Genomic DNA, 23449 nt, shown 5'->3' on the forward strand with positions numbered 1-23449 from the left:
AGTGGGTTGGGGGTGGAGCGTCAATTAAAGCCGGCCTTGCACTTGAACGATCGGACCGGCAAACGCCTCTACCCTTACAGGTATCAAGGAGAAAACCATGCATAAAACCAGACTTGCCTTACTGATCATGCTCGCAGGCACCCTCGCCGCCTGCGGCGAAAGCTCTACCCTGCAGGTGTCCGACGGCACCGGGCCTTCGCCCAAGCTGCCGGAGCCGAACAAAACCCTGATCCCCACCGTAAACATTGCCCCGGCGATTGGCTGGCCAGACGGCGCGAAGCCTACGGCCGCCGCCGGCACTCAGGTCGCGGCGTTTGCAGAAGGCCTGGATCACCCGCGCTGGTTGTATGTATTGCCCAACGGCGACGTGCTGGTGGCAGAAACCAACGCGCCGCCCAAGCCGGATGATGCCAAGGGCATTCGCGGCTGGGTGATGGAGAAGGTCATGGGGCGCGCCGGTGCGGCCGTGCCGAGCCCGAACCGCATCACCCTGCTGCGCGATGCCGATCACGATGGCGTGGCCGAGACCCGCACCGTGTTCCTGGAGAACCTCAACTCGCCGTTCGGCATGACCCTGGTCGGCAACGACCTGTACGTGGCGGACTCGGACAAACTGCTGCGCTTCCCCTATCAACCGGGCGAAACCGCGATCAAGGCTGCCGGCACCACGGTGGTTGACCTGCCGGGCGGCAGCATCAACCACCACTGGACGAAAAACGTGGTGGCCAGCAAGGACGGCAGCAAGCTGTACGTGAGTGTTGGCTCCAACAGCAACGTCGGCGAAAACGGCCTGGCAGCCGAAGAAGGCCGCGCGGCGATCTGGGAAGTCGACCGCGCCACAGGCCAGCACCGGATTTTTGCCTCCGGCCTGCGCAACCCCAACGGCATGGCCTGGGAACCGCAGAGCGGCAAGCTGTGGACGGCGGTAAATGAGCGCGACGAGATCGGCAGCGACCTGGTGCCGGACTACATCACGTCAGTCAAGGATGGCGCGTTTTATGGCTGGCCATTCAGCTACTACGGGCAACACGTGGATGTGCGCGTCACACCGCAGAACCTGGACCTGGTCGCCAAGGCCATCGCTCCGGACTATGCCGTGGGGCCGCACACCGCATCATTGGGCCTGACCTTCGCCGAGGGCAGCAAACTGCCGGCGCAGTTCAACAACGGCGCGTTTATCGGCCAGCACGGTTCGTGGAACCGCAAACCGCACAGTGGCTACAAGGTGATCTTCGTGCCGTTCGAAGGCGGCCAACCCAAAGGCCAGCCGGTGGATGTGCTGACCGGGTTTCTCAACAGCGATGAGAAAGCCATGGGCCGACCGGTCGGCGTGGTGATTGATCAGCAGGGAGATTTGCTGGTGGCCGATGACGTGGGGAATAAGGTGTGGCGGGTGTCGCCAGCCAAATAGCCGAACTCGGGTACAGCCTAAAACCAATGTGGGAGCGAGTTTGCGCGCTCCCACATTGGGATCTGCACTCGCCTTACGGGTTACGCGCCAGACTCGCCGGCAACACGCGCTTGGCGCTCAGGTAGGCATTTTGCCAATAGGCTTTGGACAGCGTATCCAGCTTCACCGTGCCGCCGGTCTGCGGTGCATGCACGAATCGCCCTTCGCCCACGTAGATGCCCGCGTGGCTCACCTTTGAGCCGCCGCCAGTGGCGAAAAAAATCAGGTCGCCGGTCTGCAGGTTATTTTCGCTCACGTCCTGGGCACGCATCACGATCAATTCACGGGTGGTGCGCGGCAGGCTGATGCCCGCGGCGTCACGGTAGACAAACCCGATCAGGCCGCTGCAATCAAACCCGGAGTCCGGCGTATTGCCGCCCCAGCGATAAGGCGTGCCGACCAGGCCCAGCGCACGAAAGAGCACGTCTTCGGCTGCCGGCGAGAAATTCTGCGTGGAGTAATTGAACACCGGCTTGGGCTTGACCGCTACGGGAGCGGGCGGCGGTGGACGGCTTGCGCAGGCGCTGAGGAGCGCGGCGCAAACAAGAAGAATGAGGCGGGCTGAGGTCGACATGGGCAGAACAATCCTGGTCTGGATGCGGCTTTTCGCTGCCGAACGCTGAAAACCAGAACGCGCAAGCAAAGCTCGCGCGAACGGATTACAACAATATCCAGGGATTCTAGCGCTTACACGTCAAACTTCAAGTATCACTTTAACTTTACTTACTAGCGGTAACCGTCGTCGGGGCCATGGCGAGTGCGCGCTTGGCTTCGATGAAGGTTTTGCTCCAGTAGCTGTCACCCAGGTTGTCGACGCGCACACCACCACTGCGACGGCTGCTGGAGTGAATAAACTGGTTATCGCCCAAGTAGATACCGGCGTGGCTCACACGACCACGGCCCGCCGTACTAAAGAAAAGCAGATCGCCGGGCTTGAGGTTATTGCGTGCGACCAACGGTGCATCCACGTTGATCATTTCGCGGGTCGAGCGAGGCAGGTTCATGCCGGCTTCTTCACGAAACAGGTAGCCGATGAAGCCGCTGCAGTCGAAACCGGCCTCAGAGGTACCGCCGAAACGGTAACGGGTACCGATCAGGGACATGCCGCGTTCAAGAATGCTGTCGGCCAGAACTGGAAGCTGGTAAGGCTTGCTGCCGGCGAAGTCGGCGAGTTCTTTTTCAGTTGCAACTTCTTCCTCGTAAACAGTGGAAGACTGCGTTGCAACGAATTTTGCCTGGGACTGTTGTGCTGGTTTTTGCTGCTCAGCCACGTTTTGAGTGTGGGTGGCGCAACCAAACAACAGGGTAACGAGTGCGAGAGGCACGAGGGGTGCGAAGCGATTTAGCATGGGCACGACCGTGGCTGGTATGTAAAGAAGTCGAGACTATGCCCACTATCACATCGATTTGCAAATTCAATCGTGATCTATGTGACTTCTTGTTTGAACGATGACATCTAACCGCTTAACACCCATTACATGCCTTTTGCGTGGCCAAAGCGGCCCAAACGCAGGTTTTCTGGCGCCTGAAATTTGCCGAAAGCCGCGCATTACAAGGGCTGGCTACCAGCCGAGGGTTTCCTTGAGGAAGGGGATGGTCAGCTTGCGCTGGGCCTGCAACGAGGCCTGATCGAGCTGTTCGAGCAAATCGAACAATGCACTCATGCTACGGGTGCCGCGAGTGAGAATAAAATGCCCGACTTCGTCGGTAAGGTGCAGGCCGCGACGGGATGCACGCAATTGCAGGGCACGCAATTTGTCCTCGTCGGACAATGGGCGCATCTGGAAAATCAGCGCCAGGGTCAGGCGCGACTTGAGGTCGGCCAGCTTCACCGGCAATTCACGCGGCGAGGTAGACGCGGCGATCAACAGGCGCCGGCCGCTGTCACGCAGCCGATTGAACAGGTGGAACAGCGCCTCTTCCCAATCCGCCTTGCCAGCAATCGCCTGCAGATCATCCAGGCACACCAGTTCGTATTGCTCCAGGTGGTCGAAGATGCCGATACCACGGTCCATCAACTCCGCCAACGGCAGGTAAACCGCCGGTTCGCCCATTTGCTCGAAGCGCAGGCACGCCGCCTGCAACAGGTGGGTACGCCCCACGCCGTGCTTGCCCCACAGATAGATCAGGCTTTCAGTCCACCCGGCGTCGGCTTCGCAAAGCCGCTCGACATAGCCGAGTGCAGCGGCATTGGCGCCTGGGTAGTAATTGATAAAGGTGGCGTCGTCACGCAGACGCACACCCAAGGGCAGCTGAATCGGTTTCATGCTGACTGAACGGCTCCAAACGAACCGTTAGTGGCCTCTGTGTAAAGTTTGCAAAGTTTATACCCGTGACGCCGGGCGCACAATGCAGCAGACCACAAGCAAAATCAAAGGTTTGCGTTAACTTGGGCGATTTGCGCAAATTGTTTGACACACCGCCCGCAGAAACAACAAACCCGGCCTGGGCCGGGTTTGTGACGAAGCGGTTACAGGTCGGGGTCTTCAACCCCGGTGTACACATCCGAATCCTTGTACAGATCATGCACATGGCGCACCAGCACCATGATCACCGCCGCCACCGGCAGCGCCAACAGGATACCCGTAAAGCCAAACAGCTCACCGCCTGCCAGAATCGCGAAGATCACCGCCACCGGGTGCAGGCCGATCCGGTCGCCCACCAGCAAGGGCGTCAACACCATCCCTTCAAGGGCCTGGCCGACCATAAACACCGCAACAATCCCCAGCATCGGGTACAGGTCGCCGCCAAACTGGAACAACCCCGCCACCAGCGCCGCGCCAATCCCGATCACAAAGCCCATGTACGGCACGATGGCAGCCAGACCGGCAATCAAGCCGATCAACAGGCCCAGCTCCAGGCCGATCGCCATCAACCCCGCGGCGTAGATGATCCCCAGCGCGAGCATCACCAGCAACTGGCCCCGCACAAACGCGCCCAGCACCTCATGGCACTCTTCCGCCAGGGAGACGATGCGCTCCTCGTTGTTGCGCGGCAGCAGGCCGCGGATCTTGGCCATCATGATGTCCCAGTCACGCAGCAGGTAGAACGCCACCACCGGGATCAGCACCAGGTTGGTCAACCAGCCGATCAACGCCAAACTGGACGCCGTGGCCTGACTGAGCACGACACCGACGATATCGGTGGTCTGCCCCATGTGCTCACTGATCGCCGCCTTGACCTTGTCGAACTTCCAGAAACCGTCCGCCAGCCCCAGCTTGGCCTGCGCCCACGGCATTGCCGTGTGCTGCAACCAGTCAAGCATCTGCGGCGCCAGTTCATACAGGCGAAACAGCTGCTTGGCCAGCATCGGCACCAGCACCAATACCAGCGCGGTGATGATCAACGTGAACAAGGCAAACACCGCTACCACACCCAAGGTGCGCGACAGGCCGGCCTTCTCCAGACGATCCACCACGGGATCGAACAGATAAGCCAGCAGCAGCGCGACCAGGAACGGCGTCAGGATCGAATGCAGCAAGAACACAAAAACGCACAGCAGGACAATCCCGCCAAGCCACACCCAACGACGCGTATCCGCCATAAACCACTCCATTATTTGCTTCTATCTATAGAGGAAGAACACTTACCACCGAAAACGCAGCTGAGCCTGAGGTTCAGGTGCTGCGGGTGCCTGGGCACCCTCTGCCACCGGCGGCTGCACAGCAGCTTCGCCCGCAGGCACTTCCTGCAACTTGGCCAGGCTCAACTGAGTACGCAACTGATCAGCACTGCCGTTGACGCGGTACACAATGCGAGTGCCGTCGACCAACTGCGGCTGACCACCAAAAGGTTCGAGCAGATGGCCCAGTGCAGCGTAGCGCTCCAGGTTCATGCCCTGCACTTCGAGCAATTGCTCACTGCTCACGCCGGGCTTGACCGCAAAACGTGGCGCCAGCTTTTGGCTGACAGCGAGCAATACGGCGTCGGCCACGGCAGCCGTGTCGGCGCCCTGGGCGGTGCCCTGCTCAGTTTTGTCGCCCAGCCACAGGCGCCATTTGGCCTGCCACTGGTTGCCTTCCTGGCGAGCGTGCACCGCGAGCAACGCGTCGGCCCCGTAGCGCTCGGAGGCTGCACGCAGTGGCGTGGCATCGGCGCTTTCCAGATTCGGCGCAGTGGCGACGACCTGTTCATCCAGATCACCCAACGGCAGGCGCAACGGCAAACCCCGGTGTTGCGCCGCACGGCGCAGGGCACCGGCAATGGCTTGACCATCACCCACCAGGCTGCTGCCTTCGGTGGAGTCGTTCAGCCACCAGCCGAGAATCGACGGCCGATTACTGCCCCAGATCGACAGGCCCGCTGCACGCAGGGCGCGATCGGTGCTCACCGGGTCGAAATCCACCTGCAGGCTCTCGGGTGGGCCAGCGTCGTAGCCATACTGGCTGATGATTTGCTGCGGATCTTTGCGAATTGCCGCCAGGCCCGGGCCTTCGGCGGCCTTGGCGTCGCCGGTCAGGCGGATCACCAGGGTTTGCACGGCTCGCTGGGTCGCTTGGTCGCGCTCTTGGGGCGACTGGCTGCTGACCGGTTCAAGCACTTGATACAGGCCATTGAGGGTTTCGGCATGACTCGCCAGGCTGACCAACGACAAGCAGCCTACAAAGAAGAATTTACACAGACGCATGGAAGATTCCCGAACGACAAATTTAGCGGCTGGAACAGACCGCGTGAACCCGGCTTGCCAGGCTGTGACCACAGCAGCCGGTAAAACATTCACAGGGTCGCGGTAAGTTTTCGTACTGTCATAACGATAGCGGGTTAAAGGCTATACCTTAATACGCGCCATCACAGAGACGATTAGCAATTTTTTAACCGGGCTTTTTAACCTTTATGGCCCTGCCCGTCGGCCCGAGGATGGCCGCTGCCCCTCAAGCCTGATAAAATCGCGCGCCTTCGCAGACCGTCAACGGCTGGGCCTCTTCACGAAAGCCTTCGCCAGCTCGGTCGTTACCCAGAAATCCCCCCTAAAGGCCTGGATCATGAGCAAGCAACCCTCCCTGAGCTACAAGGACGCCGGTGTAGACATCGACGCCGGTGAAGCATTGGTCGAACGCATCAAGAGCGTCGCCAAGCGCACTGCGCGCCCCGAAGTCATGGGCGGCCTGGGCGGTTTTGGCGCCCTCTGCGAAATCCCGGCCGGCTACAAACAGCCTGTGCTGGTCTCCGGCACCGACGGCGTGGGCACCAAGCTGCGCCTGGCCTTGAACCTGAACAAGCACGACAGCATCGGCATTGACCTGGTTGCCATGTGCGTCAACGACCTGGTGGTGTGCGGCGCCGAGCCACTGTTCTTCCTCGACTACTACGCCACCGGCAAGCTCAATGTCGAGACTGCGACCCAGGTCGTGACCGGCATTGGCGCGGGCTGCGAACTGTCGGGTTGCTCCCTGGTCGGCGGCGAAACCGCTGAAATGCCAGGCATGTACGAAGGCGAAGACTACGACCTGGCCGGTTTCTGCGTCGGCGTTGTCGAAAAATCCGAAATCATCGACGGCTCCAAAGTCGCTGCCGGTGACGCCCTGCTCGCGCTGCCATCCTCGGGCCCGCACTCCAACGGCTACTCGCTGATCCGCAAGATCATCGAAGTGTCCGGCGCCGACATCGAGAACATCCAACTCGACGGCAAGCCGCTGACCGACCTGCTGATGGCGCCGACACGCATCTACGTCAAACCACTGCTCAAGCTGATCAAGGACACTGGCGCCGTCAAAGCCATGGCCCACATCACCGGCGGCGGCCTGCTGGACAACATCCCACGCGTTCTGCCAAAAGGCGCCCAGGCGATCGTCGACGTGGCCAGCTGGCAGCGTCCTGCGGTATTCGACTGGCTGCAAGAGAAAGGCAACGTCAACGAGACCGAGATGCACCGCGTGCTGAACTGCGGCGTCGGCATGGTCATCTGCGTGGCTCAAGAGCATGTTGAAGCGGCGCTGAACGTTCTGCGTGAAGCGGGCGAGCAGCCATGGGTCATCGGCCAGATCGCGACTGCCCCGGAAGGCGCAGCTCAGGTTGAACTGAAGAACCTCAAGGCTCATTGATGTCTCAGACCTGTGATGTCGTGGTGCTGCTTTCCGGCACCGGCAGTAACTTGCAGGCCCTGATCGACAGCACGCGCACCGGCGACAGCCCGGTGCGCATCGCTGCGGTGATCTCCAATCGCAGCGACGCCTACGGCCTGCAACGCGCCAGGGACGCGGGCATTGAAACCCGCTCCCTGGATCACAAGGCTTTCGAAGGCCGCGAGGCCTTCGACAGCGCCTTGATCGAACTGATCGACGCCTTCAACCCCAAACTCGTGGTCCTCGCCGGCTTCATGCGCATTCTGAGCGCCAGTTTCGTGCGGCACTACGAAGGGCGCCTGCTCAATATCCACCCTTCCCTGCTCCCCAAGTACAAAGGCATGCACACGCACCAGCGTGCGCTTGAGGCTGGCGACAGCGAGCACGGCTGCAGCGTGCACTTTGTGACCGAGGAACTCGATGGCGGCCCTCTGGTCGTACAGGCAGTGGTTCCGGTAGAGTCTGCAGATTCAGCGCAGACACTTGCGCAACGGGTTCACACCCAGGAACACAGGATTTACCCGCTGGCTGTTCGCTGGTTTGCCGAGGGGCGGTTGATTCTTGGCGATCACGGTGCATTATTGGACGGCCAATTACTTGCGGCCAGCGGCCACTTGATTCGAACCTAGGAGATTTTATGCGTCGCGCCTTGCTCTTCGCTTTTGCGCTGTTCGCCTTGCCTGCCGTGCAAGCAGCAGACCTTCACCCTTTCTCCGCCAGCTACACCGCCGACTGGAAACAGTTGCCCATGAGTGGTTCGGCCGAACGCAGCCTGACCAAGAATGACAATGGCACCTGGACCTTGAACTTCAAGGCTTCCATGATGATCGCCAGCCTCACCGAAACCAGCGTGATCCTGTTCGACAAGGACGCACTGCAACCCAAGAGCTACAGCTTCGAACGCGGCGGCCTGGGCAAGGCGAAGAAGATCAACCTGGATTTCGACCACGCGGCCAACAAGGTCACCGGTTTCGAAAACAAGGACCCGGTCAACGTCACGCTTGAAAGTGGCATGCTCGACAAATCGACTTATCAGCTTGCCCTGCAGCGCGACGTCGCCGCCGGCAAGAAAAGCATGAGCTACCGCGTGGTCGAAGGCACCGACGTCGATACTTATGACTTTCGCGTGATCGGCCCGGAAAAGGTCCAGACCAAAGCCGGCGCCATCGATGCGATCAAGGTTGAGCGCGTGCGCGACCCTTCCCAGAGCAAGCGCATCACCCAGATGTGGTTTGCCAAGGACTGGGGCGGCATCCTGGTTGCCCTGCGTCAGGTGGAAACCGACGGCAAGGAATACAACATCATGCTGCTGGACGGCACCGTTGACGGCAAGGCTGTCAAAGGGAGCTGATCGGCTGATGAGCTGAAAAACGAGCCTCGCTGAATGCGGGGCTTTTTTTCGCCTGCAGGTTGTGTGTTGGAGCTTCTACCGCTATCGCAGGCAAGCCAGCTCCCACACTGGAATGCATTTCAACGGTGGGAGCTGGCTTGCCTGCGATGGCGTTGGCGCGGGCAGAACAAGGCTAAAGCCTAAGAAGAACATGAAACTTTTGTCATAAAACTCAGCCCCCTGCGACGCAATGTCGCGGATTACGGGGCCTGCGGGACAGTTGCAGTTTGTGCAATGAATTGTTGCGTGCAAAATCGGTTTACTTAGCAAGCTAACAAAACATATAAAAGAGGCCTGCGACGACTTGCCGCAGATCAACCAGAGATTGGAGCAAGCAGATGACTGTAAAAGTAACTGAACGCGACGATGCACACATGTCTCACGAAGCACTGGGCCATGGGATTCACATCTGGGATGTCCATCAACAAGACCAACTGGTCGGCATGTTCCACAACGAGAACGAAGCCCACAATTATAAAAACGAGCTCGAATCTCTAGAGATGAAACGCCAGGCACAAAGCTCCTGAATACTGAAATCCGCTAGGCCCCCAGCCCCACGCAGCCAGGGTGCCTATAAACACAAACCCCGCCTTTTGAGCGGGGTTTGTGTTTATAGGCTTTGCCGTTGGGCGCGCCTGGCACGCCCGATTGTTTTAACGCCTTACCACATCAAGTCATCCGGGATCTGGTACGCGGCGTATGGATCATCCTCATCCGGCACCTGGCTTTCGGTGAGGATATTGAGCTGCACGATACGCTCCGGCGCACGCTCCTGAATCTTCAGCGCCGCCTCACGCGGGATCACCTCGTAACCGCCGCCATGGTGCACGATTGCCAGGGAGCCGTTGCTCAGCTTGTTGCGCATCAGCGTGTTGACCGACAGGCGCTTGACCTTCTTGTCATCCACGAAGTTGTAGTAGTCCTCGGTGGTCAGCTTGGGCAGGCGCGAGGTCTCGATCAATTGTTTGACCTGGGCCGTACGGGCCTTGGCCTCGGCTTTTTCCTGCTGCTGGCGGTTCAGCTCCTGGTCGCGCTTGACCTTCTCGGCATGCGCCTCGGCGGCCAGGCGTGCCTGGGTGTCGTCCACTTCGGCTTGACCCTTGTGGACCAGGCGCTGCTGCTTCTGTTTCTCTTTGCCGACCTGCTTGGCCTGCTTTTGGTTGACCAGACCTGCTTTAAGCAACTGGTCGCGAAGGGAAAGGCTCATGGTGCTTACTCACTTAGGCAACTGCTTAACCGCAGCTGGACAGATTCTTTTCCTGGCGTTTGGCTTCACCCCACAGGGCGTCCAACTCTTCGAGGGTGCAATCTTCTATGGGACGGTGGGTATCGCGCAATGCCTGTTCGATAAATCGGAAACGTCGTTCGAACTTGGCATTGGCGCCACGCAACGCAGCTTCCGGGTCAACCTTCAGATGCCGGGCCAGGTTGACCGCTGCAAACAGCAGGTCACCGACTTCATCGGCAATCGCCACCGGGTCGTTATCGGCCATGGCTTCGAGCACTTCATCCAGCTCTTCGCGCACGTTGTCCACCACCGGCAAGGCGGCGGGCCAGTCAAAGCCGACCTGGCTGGCGCGCTTTTGCAATTTGGCAGCGCGCGACAGCGACGGCAACGCCGTGGGCACGTCATCGAGCAGGGACAGCTGCTGTGGCGCGTCGGACTTTTCCGCGCGCTCCTCAGCCTTGATCTGCTCCCACCGCTCCTTGACCTGCTCTTCGCTCAGCTGAGGAATATCCAGCGGCGCATACAGATCACCCGTCGGGAATACGTGAGGATGGCGACGAATCAACTTGCGGGTGATGCTGTCGATCACCCCAGCAAATTCAAAGCGCCCTTCTTCCTTCGCCAACTGGCTGTAATACACCACCTGAAACAACAGGTCGCCCAGTTCGCCTTGCAGGTGATCAAAGTCGCCGCGCTCGATGGCATCAGCGACTTCGTAGGCTTCTTCCAGGGTGTGCGGGACGATGGTTGCGTAGGTTTGCTTGATGTCCCACGGGCACCCGTACTTTGGGTCTCGCAGGCGGTTCATCAGGTGCAGCAGGTCTTCAAGTGAATACATCAGTCAATCTCTGTCCGCGTTCAGTGGGAGCAGGCTTGCCTGCGATGCAGGCGACTGGGTGTAGCTGGCAGACCCAGGCGATGCTATCGCAGGCAAGCCAGCGCCCACATAAAACTGCCCCACATTTTCAGTCCGCGCTCATCCAGCTGCTCATGGCGTGCGATTACGCCGCGTCTCAATGATGTTCGGCAACTGGGAAATCCGCCCCAGCAACCGACCCAACGCGTCCAGGCCCGGAATCTCGATGGTCAGGGACATCAACGCCGTGTTGTCCTCTTTGTTCGAGCGGGTATTGACCGCCAGCACGTTGATCCGCTCATTGAGCAGCACTTGCGACACGTCACGCAGCAAGCCGGAACGGTCGTAGGCGCGAATGATGATGTCCACCGGGTAAGTGAGCACCGGCACCGGGCCCCAGCTGACCTGGATGATGCGCTCCGGCTCGCGCCCGCCCAGTTGCAGCACTGAGGCGCAATCCTGGCGGTGAATGCTTACGCCACGGCCCTGGGTGATGTAGCCGACGATGGCGTCGCCCGGCAACGGCTGGCAGCAGCCGGCCATTTGCGTCATCAGGTTGCCCACGCCCTGAATCTGGATATCGCCGCGCTTGCCCGGTTTGTAGCCGGTGGCTTTGCGCGGGATCAGCTCCAGCTGCTCGCTGCCGCGCTCTGGCTCGACCAGTTGCTGCGCCAGGTTGACCAGTTGCGCCAGGCGCAAGTCGCCGGCGCCAAGGGCTGCGAACATGTCCTCGGCAATCTTCATGTTGGCTTTTTCGGCCAACTTGTCGAAGTCCACCTGCGGCAGGCCCAGGCGCGCCAGCTCGCGTTCGAGCAAGGTTTTACCGGCCGCGACGTTCTGGTCGCGCGCCTGCAATTTGAACCAGTGAACAATCTTCGCCCGTGCCCGCGATGTGGTGATGTAGCCCAGGTTCGGGTTCAACCAGTCGCGGCTCGGCGTGCCGTGCTTGCTGGTGATGATCTCGACCTGTTCACCGGTCTGCAGGCTGTAGTTGAGCGGCACGATGCGCCCGTTGATCTTGGCGCCCCGGCAGTTGTGACCGATTTCGGTGTGCACGCGGTAGGCAAAGTCCAACGGCGTGGCGCCCTTGGGCAAGTCGATGGCGTGGCCGTCGGGGGTGAAGATATAAACGCGGTCGGGCTCGATATCCACCCGCAGCTGTTCGGCAAGGCCGCCGATGTCGCCGAGTTCTTCGTGCCACTCGAGCACTTGGCGCAGCCAGGAGATTTTCTCTTCGTACTGGTTGGACCCGGCCTTGACGTCGGTGCCCTTGTAGCGCCAGTGCGCGCACACCCCAAGTTCAGCCTCTTCGTGCATGGCGTGGGTGCGGATCTGCACCTCCAGCACCTTGCCCTCAGGGCCGATCACCGCAGTGTGCAGCGAGCGATAGCCGTTTTCCTTGGGGTTGGCGATGTAGTCGTCGAACTCCTTCGGAATGTGCCGCCACAAGGTGTGGACGATGCCCAGCGCGGTGTAGCAGTCGCGCATTTCCGGCACCAGCACACGCACGGCGCGCACGTCGTAGATCTGGCTGAAGGCCAGGCCCTTGCGCTGCATTTTGCGCCAGATCGAATAGATGTGTTTGGCGCGGCCGCTGATGTCGGCGTCAACGCCGGTGGCCTGCAACTCGGAACGCAGCTGGCCCATCACGTCGGTGATAAAGCGCTCACGGTCGAGCCGCCGCTCATGCAGCAGCGTCGCAATCTGTTTGTATTGATCGGGCTCGAGGTAGCGAAAGGACAAGTCCTCCAGCTCCCACTTGATATGGCCGATGCCCAAGCGATGCGCCAGCGGCGCGTAGATGTCGAAGACTTCGCGGGCCACCCGGTTGCGCTTTTCGTCGTCGGCGGTCTTCACCGCACGGATCGCGCAGGTGCGTTCAGCCAGCTTGATCAGCGCAACGCGCACGTCGTCGACCATCGCCACCAGCATTTTGCGCAGGTTCTCGACCTGGCCCTGGGTGCCCAGCACCATCGACTGGCGCGGGCTGAGGCTGGCACTGATAGCCGCCATGCGCAGCACGCCGTCGATCAGTTTGGCCACGACCGCGCCGAAACGCTGGCTGACCGTCGGCAACGGGATGTGCCCTTCACGCACGCCGCGATAGAGCACGGCGGCGATCAGCGAATCCTGGTCGAGCTTGAGATCGGCGAGGATCTCGGCGATTTCCAACCCGGTGCGAAAGCTTGACGTGCCCTCCGCCCAGAGGTTTTTGGCCGCATTGTCTTGTTGTTCAGACTCACGAGCGAACTCGCAGGCTGCTTTCAAGGCTTCACGGTCCAGTGCCGGGTCGACACTGACGGCATGATCCAGCCATGCCTCGAGATTGATACTGCCGTCGGTGTTGATCGGCTGGTGTGCTCTCACCTGTACCATCTTGCTTACCTTCCCTACGACGCACCTTTAATGCGCCAAAAATCATCGCTGACCTGCTTTACCTGAATAAAGCTTACACACACTCCCTGGCAGGTCACGGCCTTGGAGAATGCAGGCCAGTCGGATTAAACGGGCATCCTAGCCCGCTTCAAATAACGCCATGGCCTCGACATGCGCGGTTTGCGGAAACATGTCGAGGATCCCGGCACGTTTTAGCCGGTAGCCCTGCTTGACCAACTCAACCGTGTCCCGCGCCAGCGTGGCCGGGTTGCAGGACACATACACCAGACGCTTGGCCTTAAGGGTCGCGAGCTTGCGCACAACCTCCAGGGCACCATCACGGGGTGGGTCCAAGAGTACCGCAGAAAAGCCCTGTTTGGCCCACTCCGCGTCAGTCAAAGGCTGGGATAAATCGGCCTGAAAAAACTGCACATTATGCAAATTGTTGCTGACGGCATTCTGCGCCGCCCGGTCCACCATGGTCTGCACGCCTTCTACCGCGACCACTTCACGCACTTGCCGGGCCAGTGGCAAAGCGAAGTTGCCCAGCCCGCAGAACAAATCCAGTACCCGCTCGTCGGGCTGAGGCGCCAGCCATTCCAGGGCCTGGGCGACCATCGCGGCGTTGACGCCGGCGTTGACCTGCACAAAATCCCCGGGCCGATAAGCCAACTCCAAATCCCATTGTTCCAACCGATAACCCAACGCCGAATCCGTCTCGACCGGCTCCGGCTGGCCCTCGCCATGCAGCCACAACTGCGCGTCATGGAAGGTGCAAAATTCCTGCAGGATCAGCAGGTCTGCCTCGGACAACGGCGCCATATGCCGCAGCAGCACGGCAATCGACGAGCCGCTGAACAACTCCACATGCCCCAGCGCCTGCGGTTTGCTCAGGCGGCGCAGCATGTTCGGCAAACGCTGCATGATCGGTTGCAAGGCTTGTACCAGCACTGGGCAATCATCGATGGCGACGATGTCCTGGCTGGCCACGGCGCGAAAACCCACTTCAAGTTTTTTCGCCTTGGCATCCCAGCGTACCGCCACGCGGGCGCGTCGGCGGTAGCCGAACTCCGGGCCACTCAAAGGTGCGGCCCATACCTGCGGTTCGACACCGGCGACGCGAGACAGTTGTTCGGCGAGCATGCGCTGTTTCAGGGCAAGTTGTTCGGCGTGGGGCAAGTGCTGCACGCTGCAACCGCCGCAGCGGCCAAAATGTGCGCAGGGTGCCGGACGGCGCAGTTCGCTGGCCGTGAACACGCGCTCGGTGCGGGCTTCGACCACTTTGCCGTGGGCGCCCAATACACGTGCTTCGACCTCTTCGCCGGCGAGCGCGCCATTTACAAACCAGGTGCGGCCTTCAAAGAACACAATGCCGCGGCCGTCATTGGCCAGGCGCTCGATGGTCAGGCGCTGCTTCTTGCCTACCGGAATTTGCGGGGCCCGGCTGCCGCCCGTCGGTTGAAAGCGCAGGCCTCTCTCGTGCTTGGCCATCAGTTGGGTTCGTCGAAAATGCCGGTCGACAAGTAACGGTCGCCTCGGTCACAGATGATCGCGACGATCACTGCGTTTTCCACTTCCTTGGACAAACGCAACATACCGGCCACGGCGCCACCGGAGGACACGCCGCAGAAAATGCCTTCTTCACGCGCCAGGCGGCGGGTGGTGTCTTCGGCTTCGCGCTGGGCCATATCGATGATGCGGTCCACACGCGTCGCGTTGTAGATCTTCGGCAGGTACTCTTCGGGCCAACGGCGAATGCCGGGGATAGCCGCGCCTTCCATCGGTTGCAGGCCAACGATCTGGATCGCCGGGTTCTGCTCCTTGAGGTAGCGCGAGTTGCCCATGATGGTGCCGGTGGTGCCCATCGAGCTGACGAAATGGGTGATGGTGCCCTGGGTCTGACGCCAGATTTCCGGACCGGTGGTGGTGTAGTGCGCCTCCGGGTTATCACCATTGGCAAATTGGTCGAGCACCACGCCACGGCCTTCGGCGGCCATGCGCTCGGCGAGGTCGCGGGCGCCTTCCATGCCTTCTTCCTGGGTGACCAGGATCAGCTGGGCGCCGTAGGCGGTCATTGCCGCCTTGCGTTCGGCGCTGCCGTTGTCGGGCATGATCAATACCATCTTGTAACCCTTGATGGCCGCGGCCATGGCCAGGGCGATGCCGGTGTTACCCGAGGTGGCTTCGATCAGGGTGTCGCCGGGCTTGATCTGCCCGCGCAGTTCAGCGCGGGCAATCATCGACAGCGCCGGGCGGTCCTTGACGGACCCGGCCGGGTTGTTTCCTTCGAGCTTGAGCAACAGGGTATTGCTGGTTTCACCCGCCATGCGTTGCAAGCGGACCAGGGGCGTGTTGCCGACGCAATCGGCGATTGTAGGGTACTGCAAGGTCATGGCGTATTCGCAATCCAGACTGCGGGGGCGAACATCATACCGGGAAAGGCTGGCGGGCCATATCACGCAAAGTATGGTGCTTATGGCTTATAGGAATAAGCGAGTGGTGTGTGGCCTGCAACGGCGCTATCGCGGGCAAGCCCGCTCCCACAGGTATCCGCGATCATTGTGGGAGCGGGCTTGCCTGCAAAGGCCGCACCTCGGTGAACCGGCTACCCCAACTGCCCGTCGCCATGATTTTTACGAAACACCTCTTCTCCCATCGCAGCAATCTGCCCCTCAATAAGCGCCTCAAACGGTTTGAGCAATGCATCAAAAGACGCCGGAGCCTCCAGCACCTGCAATGCCTGCACAATCGCCTCCACCGTCGACAACGCACCTGGCCCGGGCGCCTTGCGCAGCCGGTAGCGGGACACCGCACCCTCGGCCAGGGTCACTCGAGGCAAGGCCGCCAGTAACGGATTGAGGTGCAACAATTTGCGCGCCTTGCGCCAGGTACCGTCAGGCACCACCAGCAGCATAGGTTCGTCAGTCGGGGTATAGGCCTGTAAAGGCTGCGCATCCTCAGCGGGAAACAACAACCGCGCCTGGTAGCCGGGCGGGTTCAATAAGGTCGGCAAATCCTCAAACACCTCGCCCACCACCAATTGCGCATTGTTCAACCCCAACGCTGCCAGCCGCGCGGTATTGAGCGCATGGTTGACCTCACTCGGGTGCTGCAACAGCAACACGCGGGTGCGGCTGTCGAGGCTGGGGATCAGCGCGCACAGGCAATGGGTGACAGGCCGCAGGCAGCGGGAGCATTGGGGTCGGGACATGGTTTCAGGCCTGGTTGAGCTGTGCTTTGAGTAAATCGCGGAAGGTCTGGATCAGCGGCTCGCGGCTACGGCCCCGGCGCATGATCATCGAAAATGGCGCCTGATAGCCGAAGGTCGCCGGCAACAATACGCGCAGGTCGCCCTTGTCGGCCCAGGCCTGGGCGTAATGCTCGGGCAGGTAGCCGATGTAGGCGCCGGACAGCACCAGAATCAACTGAGCTTCCATACTTTCCACCGTTGCCGCGCTGTGTTTGAAGCCGTGGCGCGCCAGTTCAGCCTGGCTCCAGTAGCCGCGCCCGACCATGCGCTGTTGGGTGATCACTTGTTCGGGGATGCGCCGTTCGTTGAACAACGTATGGCGGGTGCTGCAATACAACCAGTGTTGCTCGCGGTACAGCGGCATGTAGATCAGCCCGCTCATGCGGTTGGGAAAGGCGCCAATGGCCACATCCAGACGATTGTCCTGCACACCCAGTTGCAGTTCGTAAGGGCTCATCACCGAGAGGTGCAAATGCACGGCCGGGTGTTCCTGGCTGTAGGCGCCGATCACCTCAGCGAACGGCAGCGCCTTGTCGCTGACGGTGGAGTCGAGCACGCCCAGCTTCAGTGTGCCGCGCAACTCGCCTTTGAGCGCTGCTGCGTATTGCTCGAAGCCTTCCAATTCGCCCAAGAGGCGCAGGGTTTCCTGATGGAACAGCTCGCCCTTGCTGGTCAGGCTGAACCCGCCGCGCCCGCGATGGCACAGCACCAGGCCCAACGCCGACTCCAGCTGGCTCATATAAGTGCTGATGGCCGACGTTGACAGGTTGAGTTCGTGCTGGGCGTTGGCAAACCCCTGGTGGCGCACGACGCTGACGAAGATGCGCAGGAGTTTCAGGTCGGGCAAGGCGTTGGCCATGGGTTCTCCAGAAGCAAACATAAACCTGTGGGAGCGGGCTTGCTCGCGAATGCGGTGGATCAGTCGAACCATCCGTGACTGACACACCGTATTCGCGAGCAAGCCCGCTCCCACATTTGAACCGAGTTTACCCCAGGCATTAGTTTAGAAAAATCTGAACTAAGTATTTGCCCCTGCCGATTCTTCCCGCCCTGGGCTTTTCGCAGAATCGGCCCCTAATAAACAAAACAACGATGAGGCAATCCCGTGGACAAGATTTTTCACCAACCACTGGGCGGCAACGAAATGCCGCGCTTCGCCGGCATCGCCACCATGATGCGACTTCCCCACCTGCAAACGGCCAAAGGCCTGGATGCCGCCTTTGTCGGCGTGCCCCTGGACATCGGCACCTCGCTGCGCGCCGGCACCCGTTTCGGGCCGCGGGAAATCCGCGCCGAATCGGTGATGATCCGCCCTTACAACATGGCCACCGGCGCCGCACCGTTCGACTCCCTGTCGGTTGCCGACATCGGCGACGTGGCGATTAACACCTTCAACCTGCTCGACGCCGTGCGCATCATCGAAGAAGCCTACGATGAGATCCTCGAGCACAACGTGATCCCGATGACCCTGGGCGGCGACCACACCATCACCCTGCCGATCCTGCGGGCGATCCACAAGAAACACGGCAAGGTCGGGCTGGTGCACATCGATGCCCACGCCGACGTCAACGATCACATGTTCGGCGAGAAAATCGCCCACGGCACCACCTTCCGCCGCGCGGTGGAAGAAGGCCTGCTCGATTGCGATCGCGTCGTACAAATCGGCCTGCGCGCCCAGGGCTACACCGCCGAAGACTTCAACTGGAGCCGCAAACAGGGCTTCCGCGTGGTCCAGGCTGAAGAATGCTGGCACCACTCGCTCGCGCCATTGATGGCCGAAGTGCGTGAAAAAGTCGGCGGCGGCCCGGTGTACCTGAGCTTCGACATCGACGGCATCGACCCGGCCTGGGCACCGGGCACCGGCACGCCGGAAATCGGCGGGCTGACCACCATCCAGGCGATCGAGATCATCCGTGGTTGCCAGGGCCTCGACCTGATTGGTTGCGATCTGGTAGAAGTTTCGCCGCCTTACGACACCACCGGCAACACCTCGCTGCTCGGCGCCAACCTGCTGTACGAGATGCTGTGTGTACTGCCCGGCGTGGCGCATCGCTGATGAGCACGCACGAGGTGCTGCAAGCCGCGGCCGACCTGGTCTCGGCCTTCGCCCGCAATGACCGCGCCGCCTACTTCGGCGCGTTCACGGCCGATGCCAGCTTTGTGTTCTACACCCTCCCCCAGCCGCTGCTCAGCCGCGATGCCTACCAGGCGTTGTGGGACAGCTGGCGCCAGGACGAGGGGTTTGAGGTGCTGTCCTGCACTTCAAGCAACGCCTTTGTCAGCCTGCAAGGTGATGTGGCGATTTTTATGCATGACGTGGCCACCGAGCTGCGCATGAACGGGGAGCAATTTTTTAGCCAGGAGCGCGAGACCATTGTCTTCACACGACAAAGGTCTGGCACACAACAAAAACAAGGCCTGTGGCTGGCCTGTCACGAACATTTGTCCGCTATGCCGGAAGGGCTGCCGCCCCCTTAGCCAATGTGATCGGAGCTGATCATGAATAATAAAAACAACGATAAAAGTATTCGAACGATAGAAACCAACGGGGTCGAGCAGATCCCGGACCACGAACGTACTGCCGGGCCCAAGGATCTGTTCCGACTGATCTTTGGCGGTGCCAACACCTTTGCCACCGCCGTGCTGGGTTCGTTTCCGGTGCTGTTCGGCTTGTCGTTCCAGGCCGGCGTCTGGGCGATTGTGCTGGGCGTGCTGGTGGGCGCGCTGATCCTGGCGCCGATGGGCCTGTTCGGGCCGATCAATGGCACCAACAATGCCGTGTCGTCCGGTGCGCACTTTGGTGTGCACGGGCGCATTGTCGGCTCGTTTCTGTCGCTGCTGACGGCGATTGCCTTCTTCTCACTGTCGGTGTGGAGTTCAGGCGATGCGTTGGTCGGCGGTGCGAAACGGCTGATCGGCCTGCCGGAAACCGACCTGACGCTGGGCCTGGCCTACGGCCTGTTCGCCTTGCTTGTGCTCACCGTGTGCATCTATGGATTTCGCTTCATGCTGTGGGTCAACCGCATCGCGGTGTGGGCGGCGAGCCTGCTGTTCCTGCTGGGCATCTTCGCGTTTGCGCCGGCCTTCGACAGCCACTTCGCCGGCACCGTCGCCCTCGGCCAGACCGGCTTTTGGGCGGCCTTTATCGGTGCTGCGCTGGTGGCCATGAGCAATCCGATTTCCTTCGGTGCATTCCTCGGTGACTGGTCGCGCTACATCCCGCGTGAGACGCCGAAAATGCGCATCATGCTGGCGGTCGTGCTGGCTCAGATCGCTACGTTGATCCCGTTTCTGTTCGGCCTGGCCACCGCGACCATCGTGGCGATCAAGGCACCGGACTACATTGCGGCGAACAACTACGTCGGCGGTTTGCTGGCGGTGGCGCCCACCTGGTTCTTCCTGCCGGTGTGCCTGATCGCGGTGATCGGCGGCATGTCCACTGGCACCACCTCGCTGTATGGCACCGGCCTGGACATGTCCAGCGTGTTTCCGCGCCTGCTGTCACGGGTCAAGGCCACGCTGCTGATCGGCGTGATGTCGATTGCCTTCATCTTTATCGGACGTTTCGCCGCCAACCTGGTGCAGAGCGTGTCGACTTTCGCCGTGCTGATCATCACCTGCACCACGCCCTGGATGGTGATGATGATCATCGGCCTGATTGTGCGCCGCGGCTTCTACTGCCCGGACGACTTGCAGGTATTCACTCGCGGTGAAACCGGCGGGCGCTACTGGTTCAGCCATGGCTGGAACTGGCGCGGGCTGGGGGCCTGGATCCCGAGTGCGCTGGTGGGTTTGTGCTTCGTCAATTTGCCGGGGCAGTTTGTCGGGCCGCTGGGCAACCTGGCCGACGGCATCGATATCAGCCTGCCGGTGACGCTGGGGCTGGCCTCGGTGGTGTACCTGAGTTTGCTTCGCCTGTTCCCGGAACCAGCGGCTGTTTATGGCCCCCAGGGGCCGCTTCGCAGCCCAACGGGAGCAAGTTCCCTCGCCACAAAAAGCGCCTCAATAGCCTAAAAAAATAATCGGAGACCCGCCGTCATGGCTTTGGATTTATTCGTCGTACTCATCTACGCCGCCGGCATGCTCGTGCTCGGCTATTACGGCATGCGCCGCGCCAAGACCCACGAAGACTACCTGGTGGCCGGCCGCAATCTGGGCCCGTCGCTGTACATGGGCACCATGGCCGCCACGGTATTGGGCGGTGCATCCACCGTCGGCACCGTGCGCCTGGGTTATGTGCACGGCATCTCGGGCTTCTGGCTGTGTGCTGCGCTGGGGGCCGGGATCATCGCGTTGAACCTGTTCCTGGCCAAACCGCTGCTCAAGCTTAAGATCTTCACCGTCACCCAGGTCCTGGAAAAACGCTACAACCCGATGGCCCGCCAAGCGAGCGCGGTGATCATGCTGGCCTACGCGTTAATGATCGGCGTGACCTCGATTCTGGCCATCGGCACCGTGCTGCAAGTGCTGTTCGGCCTGCCGTTCTGGGTCTCGGTGCTGCTGGGCGGTGGCGTGGTGGTGGTGTATTCGACCATCGGCGGCATGTGGTCGCTGACGCTTACCGATATTGTGCAATTTGTGATCAAGACCGTCGGCCTGATGTTCATCCTGCTGCCGATCTGCCTGTACCGCGTCGGCGGCTGGGACCAACTGGTGGCCAAGCTGCCGGCGTCGAACTTCAGCTTCACCGAAATCGGCTGGGACACGATCATTACCTACTTCATGATCTACTTTTTCGGCATCCTCATCGGTCAAGACATCTGGCAACGGGTGTTCACTGCCCGCGACGAAAAGGTCGCGCAGTACGCAGGCACCTTCGCCGGCTTCTACTGCATCCTCTACGGCCTGGCCTGCGCGCTGATCGGCATGGCCGCTCATGTACTGCTGCCGAATCTGGATAACGTCAACAATGCCTTCGCCGCGATCGTCAAAGCGTCGTTGCCGGACGGCATTCGCGGGCTGGTGATCGCCGCCGCACTGGCCGCGATGATGTCCACCGCCAGCGCCGGTTTGCTCGCCGCCTCCACCGTATTGACCGAAGACCTGCTGCCGCGTTTGCGCGGTGGCAAGCAATCGAGCCTGAACATCAACCGCTTGTTCACGATGCTGACGGGCATTGCCGTGCTGGGTATCGCCCTGGTGGTCAACGACGTGATCAGCGCCCTGACCCTCGCCTACAACTTGTTGGTGGGTGGCATGCTGATCCCGCTGATGGGGGCGATTTTCTGGAAGCGGGCGACGACCTCGGGGGCGATCGCGTCCATGGCCCTGGGCTTTGTGACGGCACTGGTGTTCATGTTCAAGGATGGCTTGGACGCGAACACGCCGATCTACTACAGCCTGGCGGTTGGATTGGTGAGTTTTGTAGGCGTGAGTCTGTTGTCGCGGCGCCCGCAGGCTGCGGCGGCCAGGGCAATTTAAGGCAGCACAGGCATCAGAGCGGTTTCTTCAGCGGGTGCGACGTCGGATGTCGCACCCGTTTTTTTTTGCCTGCCACACACAACTGTGGGAGCGAGCTTGCTTACGAAGGTGGTGTATCAGCCAACATTTGCGTTGACTGACAGACCGCCTTCGCGAGCAAGCTCGCTCCCACCTGTTGAATCCTGTTGGAACCCGGGCTTATCTGCGACGGGGCCGGCGCTGCTCGTCATCCGTTCGAATCGGCACCGGTTGCAGCGGAGGCTCGATCAGTCCGAGCGCGACGCCAACGTCATGGAGCCAGTTTTGGATTTTCTCTTTCATGGTTGCCCCCTTTGCGGGTAATGCGGGTCGGCGCGAGTTTTGTCGCCTTTTCCTACAGTGATAGTAGTACTAAGTCCTACGTAATGCTTGAACGAAACCACAACGAACTATTACTGAATTGATTCAAATCCTGACGGATCGTTCAAGCAATCGCGCGCGTGTCCTGCAATAACTCGGCTTTGCCTTCCTGCTGCAGGTCAATCCATGCATTGAGGTTAGCGCCGAGCATACCCTTTCGCCACATCAGCCAGGTCGTTGCAGTAGCAAAAGGCCCCGTCAGGGGATGAACGGACACGCTGTCCTTGCCTGGCAGGCTTTCCAGCATGGATTCAGACATCAATGCCACACCGGAACCGGCAATCACGCAGGCGAGCATACCCTGATAGGACTCAATCTCGATCGCCCGGCCCATGGCCACGCGCTCGTGGGAAAACCAGGTCTCCAGCCGCGTGCGGTACGCGCAACTGCGGCGAAAGGTGAACACCGAGCGCCCCGCTACATCCTGCGGCCCACGCACGGGCGGGTGATCAGCCTCGCAGATCAACACCAGGCGCTCTTCGCACAGTGGCACACCGTCCAAGGTGGCGATGGTCAGCGGGCCATCGACCAATGCCGCATCCAGACGCCCAGTGATCAAGCCTTCCAACAGTTCACCGCTGGGCGCCGACTGCACCTGCAGGTTTACCATCGGATAAGCCTTGTGATAGCGCGCCAACAACCTCGGCAAATGAATCGCGGCAGTGCTGTACATGCTGCCCAACACAAAATCGCCGGCCGGTTGCCCGCCCTGGACGGCGCCGTGGGCTTCATCGTGCAGCGCGATCAGACGGGTGCTGTAGTCCAGCAGCACTTTGCCGGCGGGAGAAAGCTGCAAGCGTTGACGCTCGCGCACAAACAGTTCCACGCCCAGTTGCTCTTCCATTTGCTTGAGCCGTGTCGACAGGTTCGACGGCACACGGTGCAGGCGCTCAGCCGCGCGGGTGATGGAGCCCTCTTCTGCCACGGCCTGGAAAATCCGCAATTGACTGAACTCCATACCTTTCTCCAAAACTGAACAAGTTACTCACTATTATTCATTTTTACAGAAAGTCAATT

General features: G+C 60.7%; 23 protein-coding genes. 9 read left to right on the forward strand and 14 right to left on the reverse strand.

Features of this window, described 5'->3' with window-relative positions:
- Positions 1 to 97: 97 nt before the first annotated feature.
- Positions 98 to 1411: a sorbosone dehydrogenase family protein gene (locus L8K08_RS08130; protein ID WP_242195683.1), complete on the forward strand. Its 1314-nt coding sequence runs from the start codon at positions 98 to 100 to the stop codon at positions 1409 to 1411.
- Between the two features lie 73 nt (positions 1412 to 1484).
- Here the strand turns inward: L8K08_RS08130 and L8K08_RS08135 are convergent, their stop codons facing one another.
- The 5 genes from L8K08_RS08135 to L8K08_RS08155 all read right to left on the reverse strand — a co-directional run bounded on the left by L8K08_RS08135 (position 1485) and on the right by L8K08_RS08155 (position 6077).
- Positions 1485 to 2024 carry a C40 family peptidase gene (locus L8K08_RS08135; protein ID WP_145158957.1) on the reverse strand — a complete coding sequence of 180 codons (540 nt, stop codon included), beginning with the start codon at positions 2022 to 2024 and terminating at the stop codon, positions 1485 to 1487.
- 145 nt (positions 2025 to 2169) lie between these two features.
- On the reverse strand, positions 2170 to 2799 hold the full coding sequence (locus tag L8K08_RS08140; RefSeq protein WP_106576408.1) for an NlpC/P60 family protein: 630 nt from the start codon (positions 2797 to 2799) through the stop codon (positions 2170 to 2172).
- Positions 2800 to 3012: 213 nt separating this feature from the next.
- Positions 3013 to 3717 (reverse strand): DnaA regulatory inactivator Hda, encoded by a 705-nt coding sequence (gene hda, locus L8K08_RS08145; protein ID WP_017134884.1) that lies wholly within the window; start codon positions 3715 to 3717, stop codon positions 3013 to 3015.
- Positions 3718 to 3920: 203 nt separating this feature from the next.
- On the reverse strand, positions 3921 to 4994 hold the full coding sequence (locus L8K08_RS08150; RefSeq protein WP_242195687.1) for an AI-2E family transporter: 1074 nt from the start codon (positions 4992 to 4994) through the stop codon (positions 3921 to 3923).
- A 42-nt stretch (positions 4995 to 5036) separates the two neighbouring features.
- A complete protein-coding gene (locus L8K08_RS08155) occupies positions 5037 to 6077 on the reverse strand; it encodes a DUF2066 domain-containing protein (RefSeq protein WP_242195690.1) in 1041 nt (346 codons plus the stop codon).
- Between the two features lie 355 nt (positions 6078 to 6432).
- Between L8K08_RS08155 and purM the strand changes: the two genes are divergently transcribed.
- The 4 genes from purM (at position 6433) to L8K08_RS08175 (ending at position 9429) form a co-directional block, all read left to right on the forward strand.
- On the forward strand, positions 6433 to 7491 hold the full coding sequence (gene purM, locus L8K08_RS08160; protein ID WP_145158963.1) for a phosphoribosylformylglycinamidine cyclo-ligase: 1059 nt from the start codon (positions 6433 to 6435) through the stop codon (positions 7489 to 7491).
- Complete coding sequence (gene purN, locus L8K08_RS08165; RefSeq protein ID WP_242195693.1) at positions 7491 to 8141, forward strand: phosphoribosylglycinamide formyltransferase; 651 nt, start codon at positions 7491 to 7493, stop codon at positions 8139 to 8141. Before purM ends, purN begins: the two co-directional genes overlap by 1 nt.
- A gap of 8 nt (positions 8142 to 8149) precedes the next feature.
- Complete coding sequence (locus L8K08_RS08170) at positions 8150 to 8863, forward strand: DUF3108 domain-containing protein (RefSeq protein ID WP_106576404.1); 714 nt, start codon at positions 8150 to 8152, stop codon at positions 8861 to 8863.
- Positions 8864 to 9240: 377 nt separating this feature from the next.
- Positions 9241 to 9429, forward strand: coding sequence for a hypothetical protein (locus tag L8K08_RS08175; RefSeq protein ID WP_145158967.1), 189 nt, complete (start codon positions 9241 to 9243; stop codon positions 9427 to 9429).
- 134 nt (positions 9430 to 9563) lie between these two features.
- Here L8K08_RS08175 and L8K08_RS08180 read toward each other — a convergent pair whose 3' ends face one another.
- From L8K08_RS08180 to L8K08_RS08210, 7 genes are all read right to left on the reverse strand, one after another.
- Complete coding sequence (locus tag L8K08_RS08180) at positions 9564 to 10109, reverse strand: DUF2058 domain-containing protein (RefSeq protein WP_014719402.1); 546 nt, start codon at positions 10107 to 10109, stop codon at positions 9564 to 9566.
- Between the two features lie 25 nt (positions 10110 to 10134).
- Positions 10135 to 10968 (reverse strand): nucleoside triphosphate pyrophosphohydrolase, encoded by an 834-nt coding sequence (gene mazG / locus L8K08_RS08185; RefSeq protein WP_242195696.1) that lies wholly within the window; start codon positions 10966 to 10968, stop codon positions 10135 to 10137.
- 150 nt (positions 10969 to 11118) lie between these two features.
- Positions 11119 to 13362, reverse strand: a complete 2244-nt coding sequence (relA, locus tag L8K08_RS08190) for a GTP diphosphokinase (RefSeq protein WP_017134872.1) — start codon at positions 13360 to 13362, stop codon at positions 11119 to 11121.
- A 138-nt stretch (positions 13363 to 13500) separates the two neighbouring features.
- Positions 13501 to 14853, reverse strand: coding sequence for a 23S rRNA (uracil(1939)-C(5))-methyltransferase RlmD (rlmD, locus tag L8K08_RS08195; protein ID WP_124418194.1), 1353 nt, complete (start codon positions 14851 to 14853; stop codon positions 13501 to 13503).
- A complete protein-coding gene (cysM, locus tag L8K08_RS08200) occupies positions 14853 to 15755 on the reverse strand; it encodes a cysteine synthase CysM (RefSeq protein WP_145158973.1) in 903 nt (300 codons plus the stop codon). Before cysM ends, rlmD begins: the two co-directional genes overlap by 1 nt.
- A 212-nt stretch (positions 15756 to 15967) precedes the next feature.
- Entirely contained in the window at positions 15968 to 16573 is a 606-nt protein-coding gene (locus L8K08_RS08205) for a DTW domain-containing protein (RefSeq protein ID WP_242195698.1), read from the reverse strand.
- Positions 16574 to 16577: 4 nt separating this feature from the next.
- Positions 16578 to 17471: a LysR family transcriptional regulator gene (locus tag L8K08_RS08210; protein WP_242195700.1), complete on the reverse strand. Its 894-nt coding sequence runs from the start codon at positions 17469 to 17471 to the stop codon at positions 16578 to 16580.
- 246 nt (positions 17472 to 17717) lie between these two features.
- On the opposite strand from L8K08_RS08210, the gene speB reads away from it, so the two are divergent.
- From speB to L8K08_RS08230, 4 genes are read left to right on the forward strand one after another with little or no spacing between them, the layout of a single operon-like run.
- On the forward strand, positions 17718 to 18668 hold the full coding sequence (speB, locus tag L8K08_RS08215; protein ID WP_064453522.1) for an agmatinase: 951 nt from the start codon (positions 17718 to 17720) through the stop codon (positions 18666 to 18668).
- Entirely contained in the window at positions 18668 to 19090 is a 423-nt protein-coding gene (locus L8K08_RS08220; RefSeq protein WP_242195703.1) for a nuclear transport factor 2 family protein, read from the forward strand. The genes speB and L8K08_RS08220 overlap by 1 nt, the downstream gene beginning before the upstream one ends.
- Positions 19091 to 19111: 21 nt before the next feature.
- The gene (locus L8K08_RS08225; RefSeq protein WP_242195706.1) at positions 19112 to 20626 is read left to right on the forward strand and encodes a cytosine permease; all 1515 of its coding nucleotides are present in this window, start codon (positions 19112 to 19114) and stop codon (positions 20624 to 20626) included.
- A gap of 24 nt (positions 20627 to 20650) precedes the next feature.
- Positions 20651 to 22033: a sodium:solute symporter gene (locus L8K08_RS08230; protein WP_106576395.1), complete on the forward strand. Its 1383-nt coding sequence runs from the start codon at positions 20651 to 20653 to the stop codon at positions 22031 to 22033.
- 198 nt (positions 22034 to 22231) lie between these two features.
- Here L8K08_RS08230 and L8K08_RS30260 read toward each other — a convergent pair whose 3' ends face one another.
- Together L8K08_RS30260 and L8K08_RS08235 are read right to left on the reverse strand one after the other, a co-directional pair.
- Complete coding sequence (locus L8K08_RS30260; protein WP_256347311.1) at positions 22232 to 22354, reverse strand: PA1414 family protein; 123 nt, start codon at positions 22352 to 22354, stop codon at positions 22232 to 22234.
- 142 nt (positions 22355 to 22496) lie between these two features.
- Positions 22497 to 23390, reverse strand: coding sequence for a LysR family transcriptional regulator (locus L8K08_RS08235; RefSeq protein WP_119742222.1), 894 nt, complete (start codon positions 23388 to 23390; stop codon positions 22497 to 22499).
- Between the last annotated feature and the right edge of the window lie 59 nt (positions 23391 to 23449).

The sequence above is a fragment of the Pseudomonas sp. TREG-RG-20F-10-E-6-01 genome (assembly GCF_022662455.1).
GTDB lineage: Bacteria > Pseudomonadota > Gammaproteobacteria > Pseudomonadales > Pseudomonadaceae > Aquipseudomonas.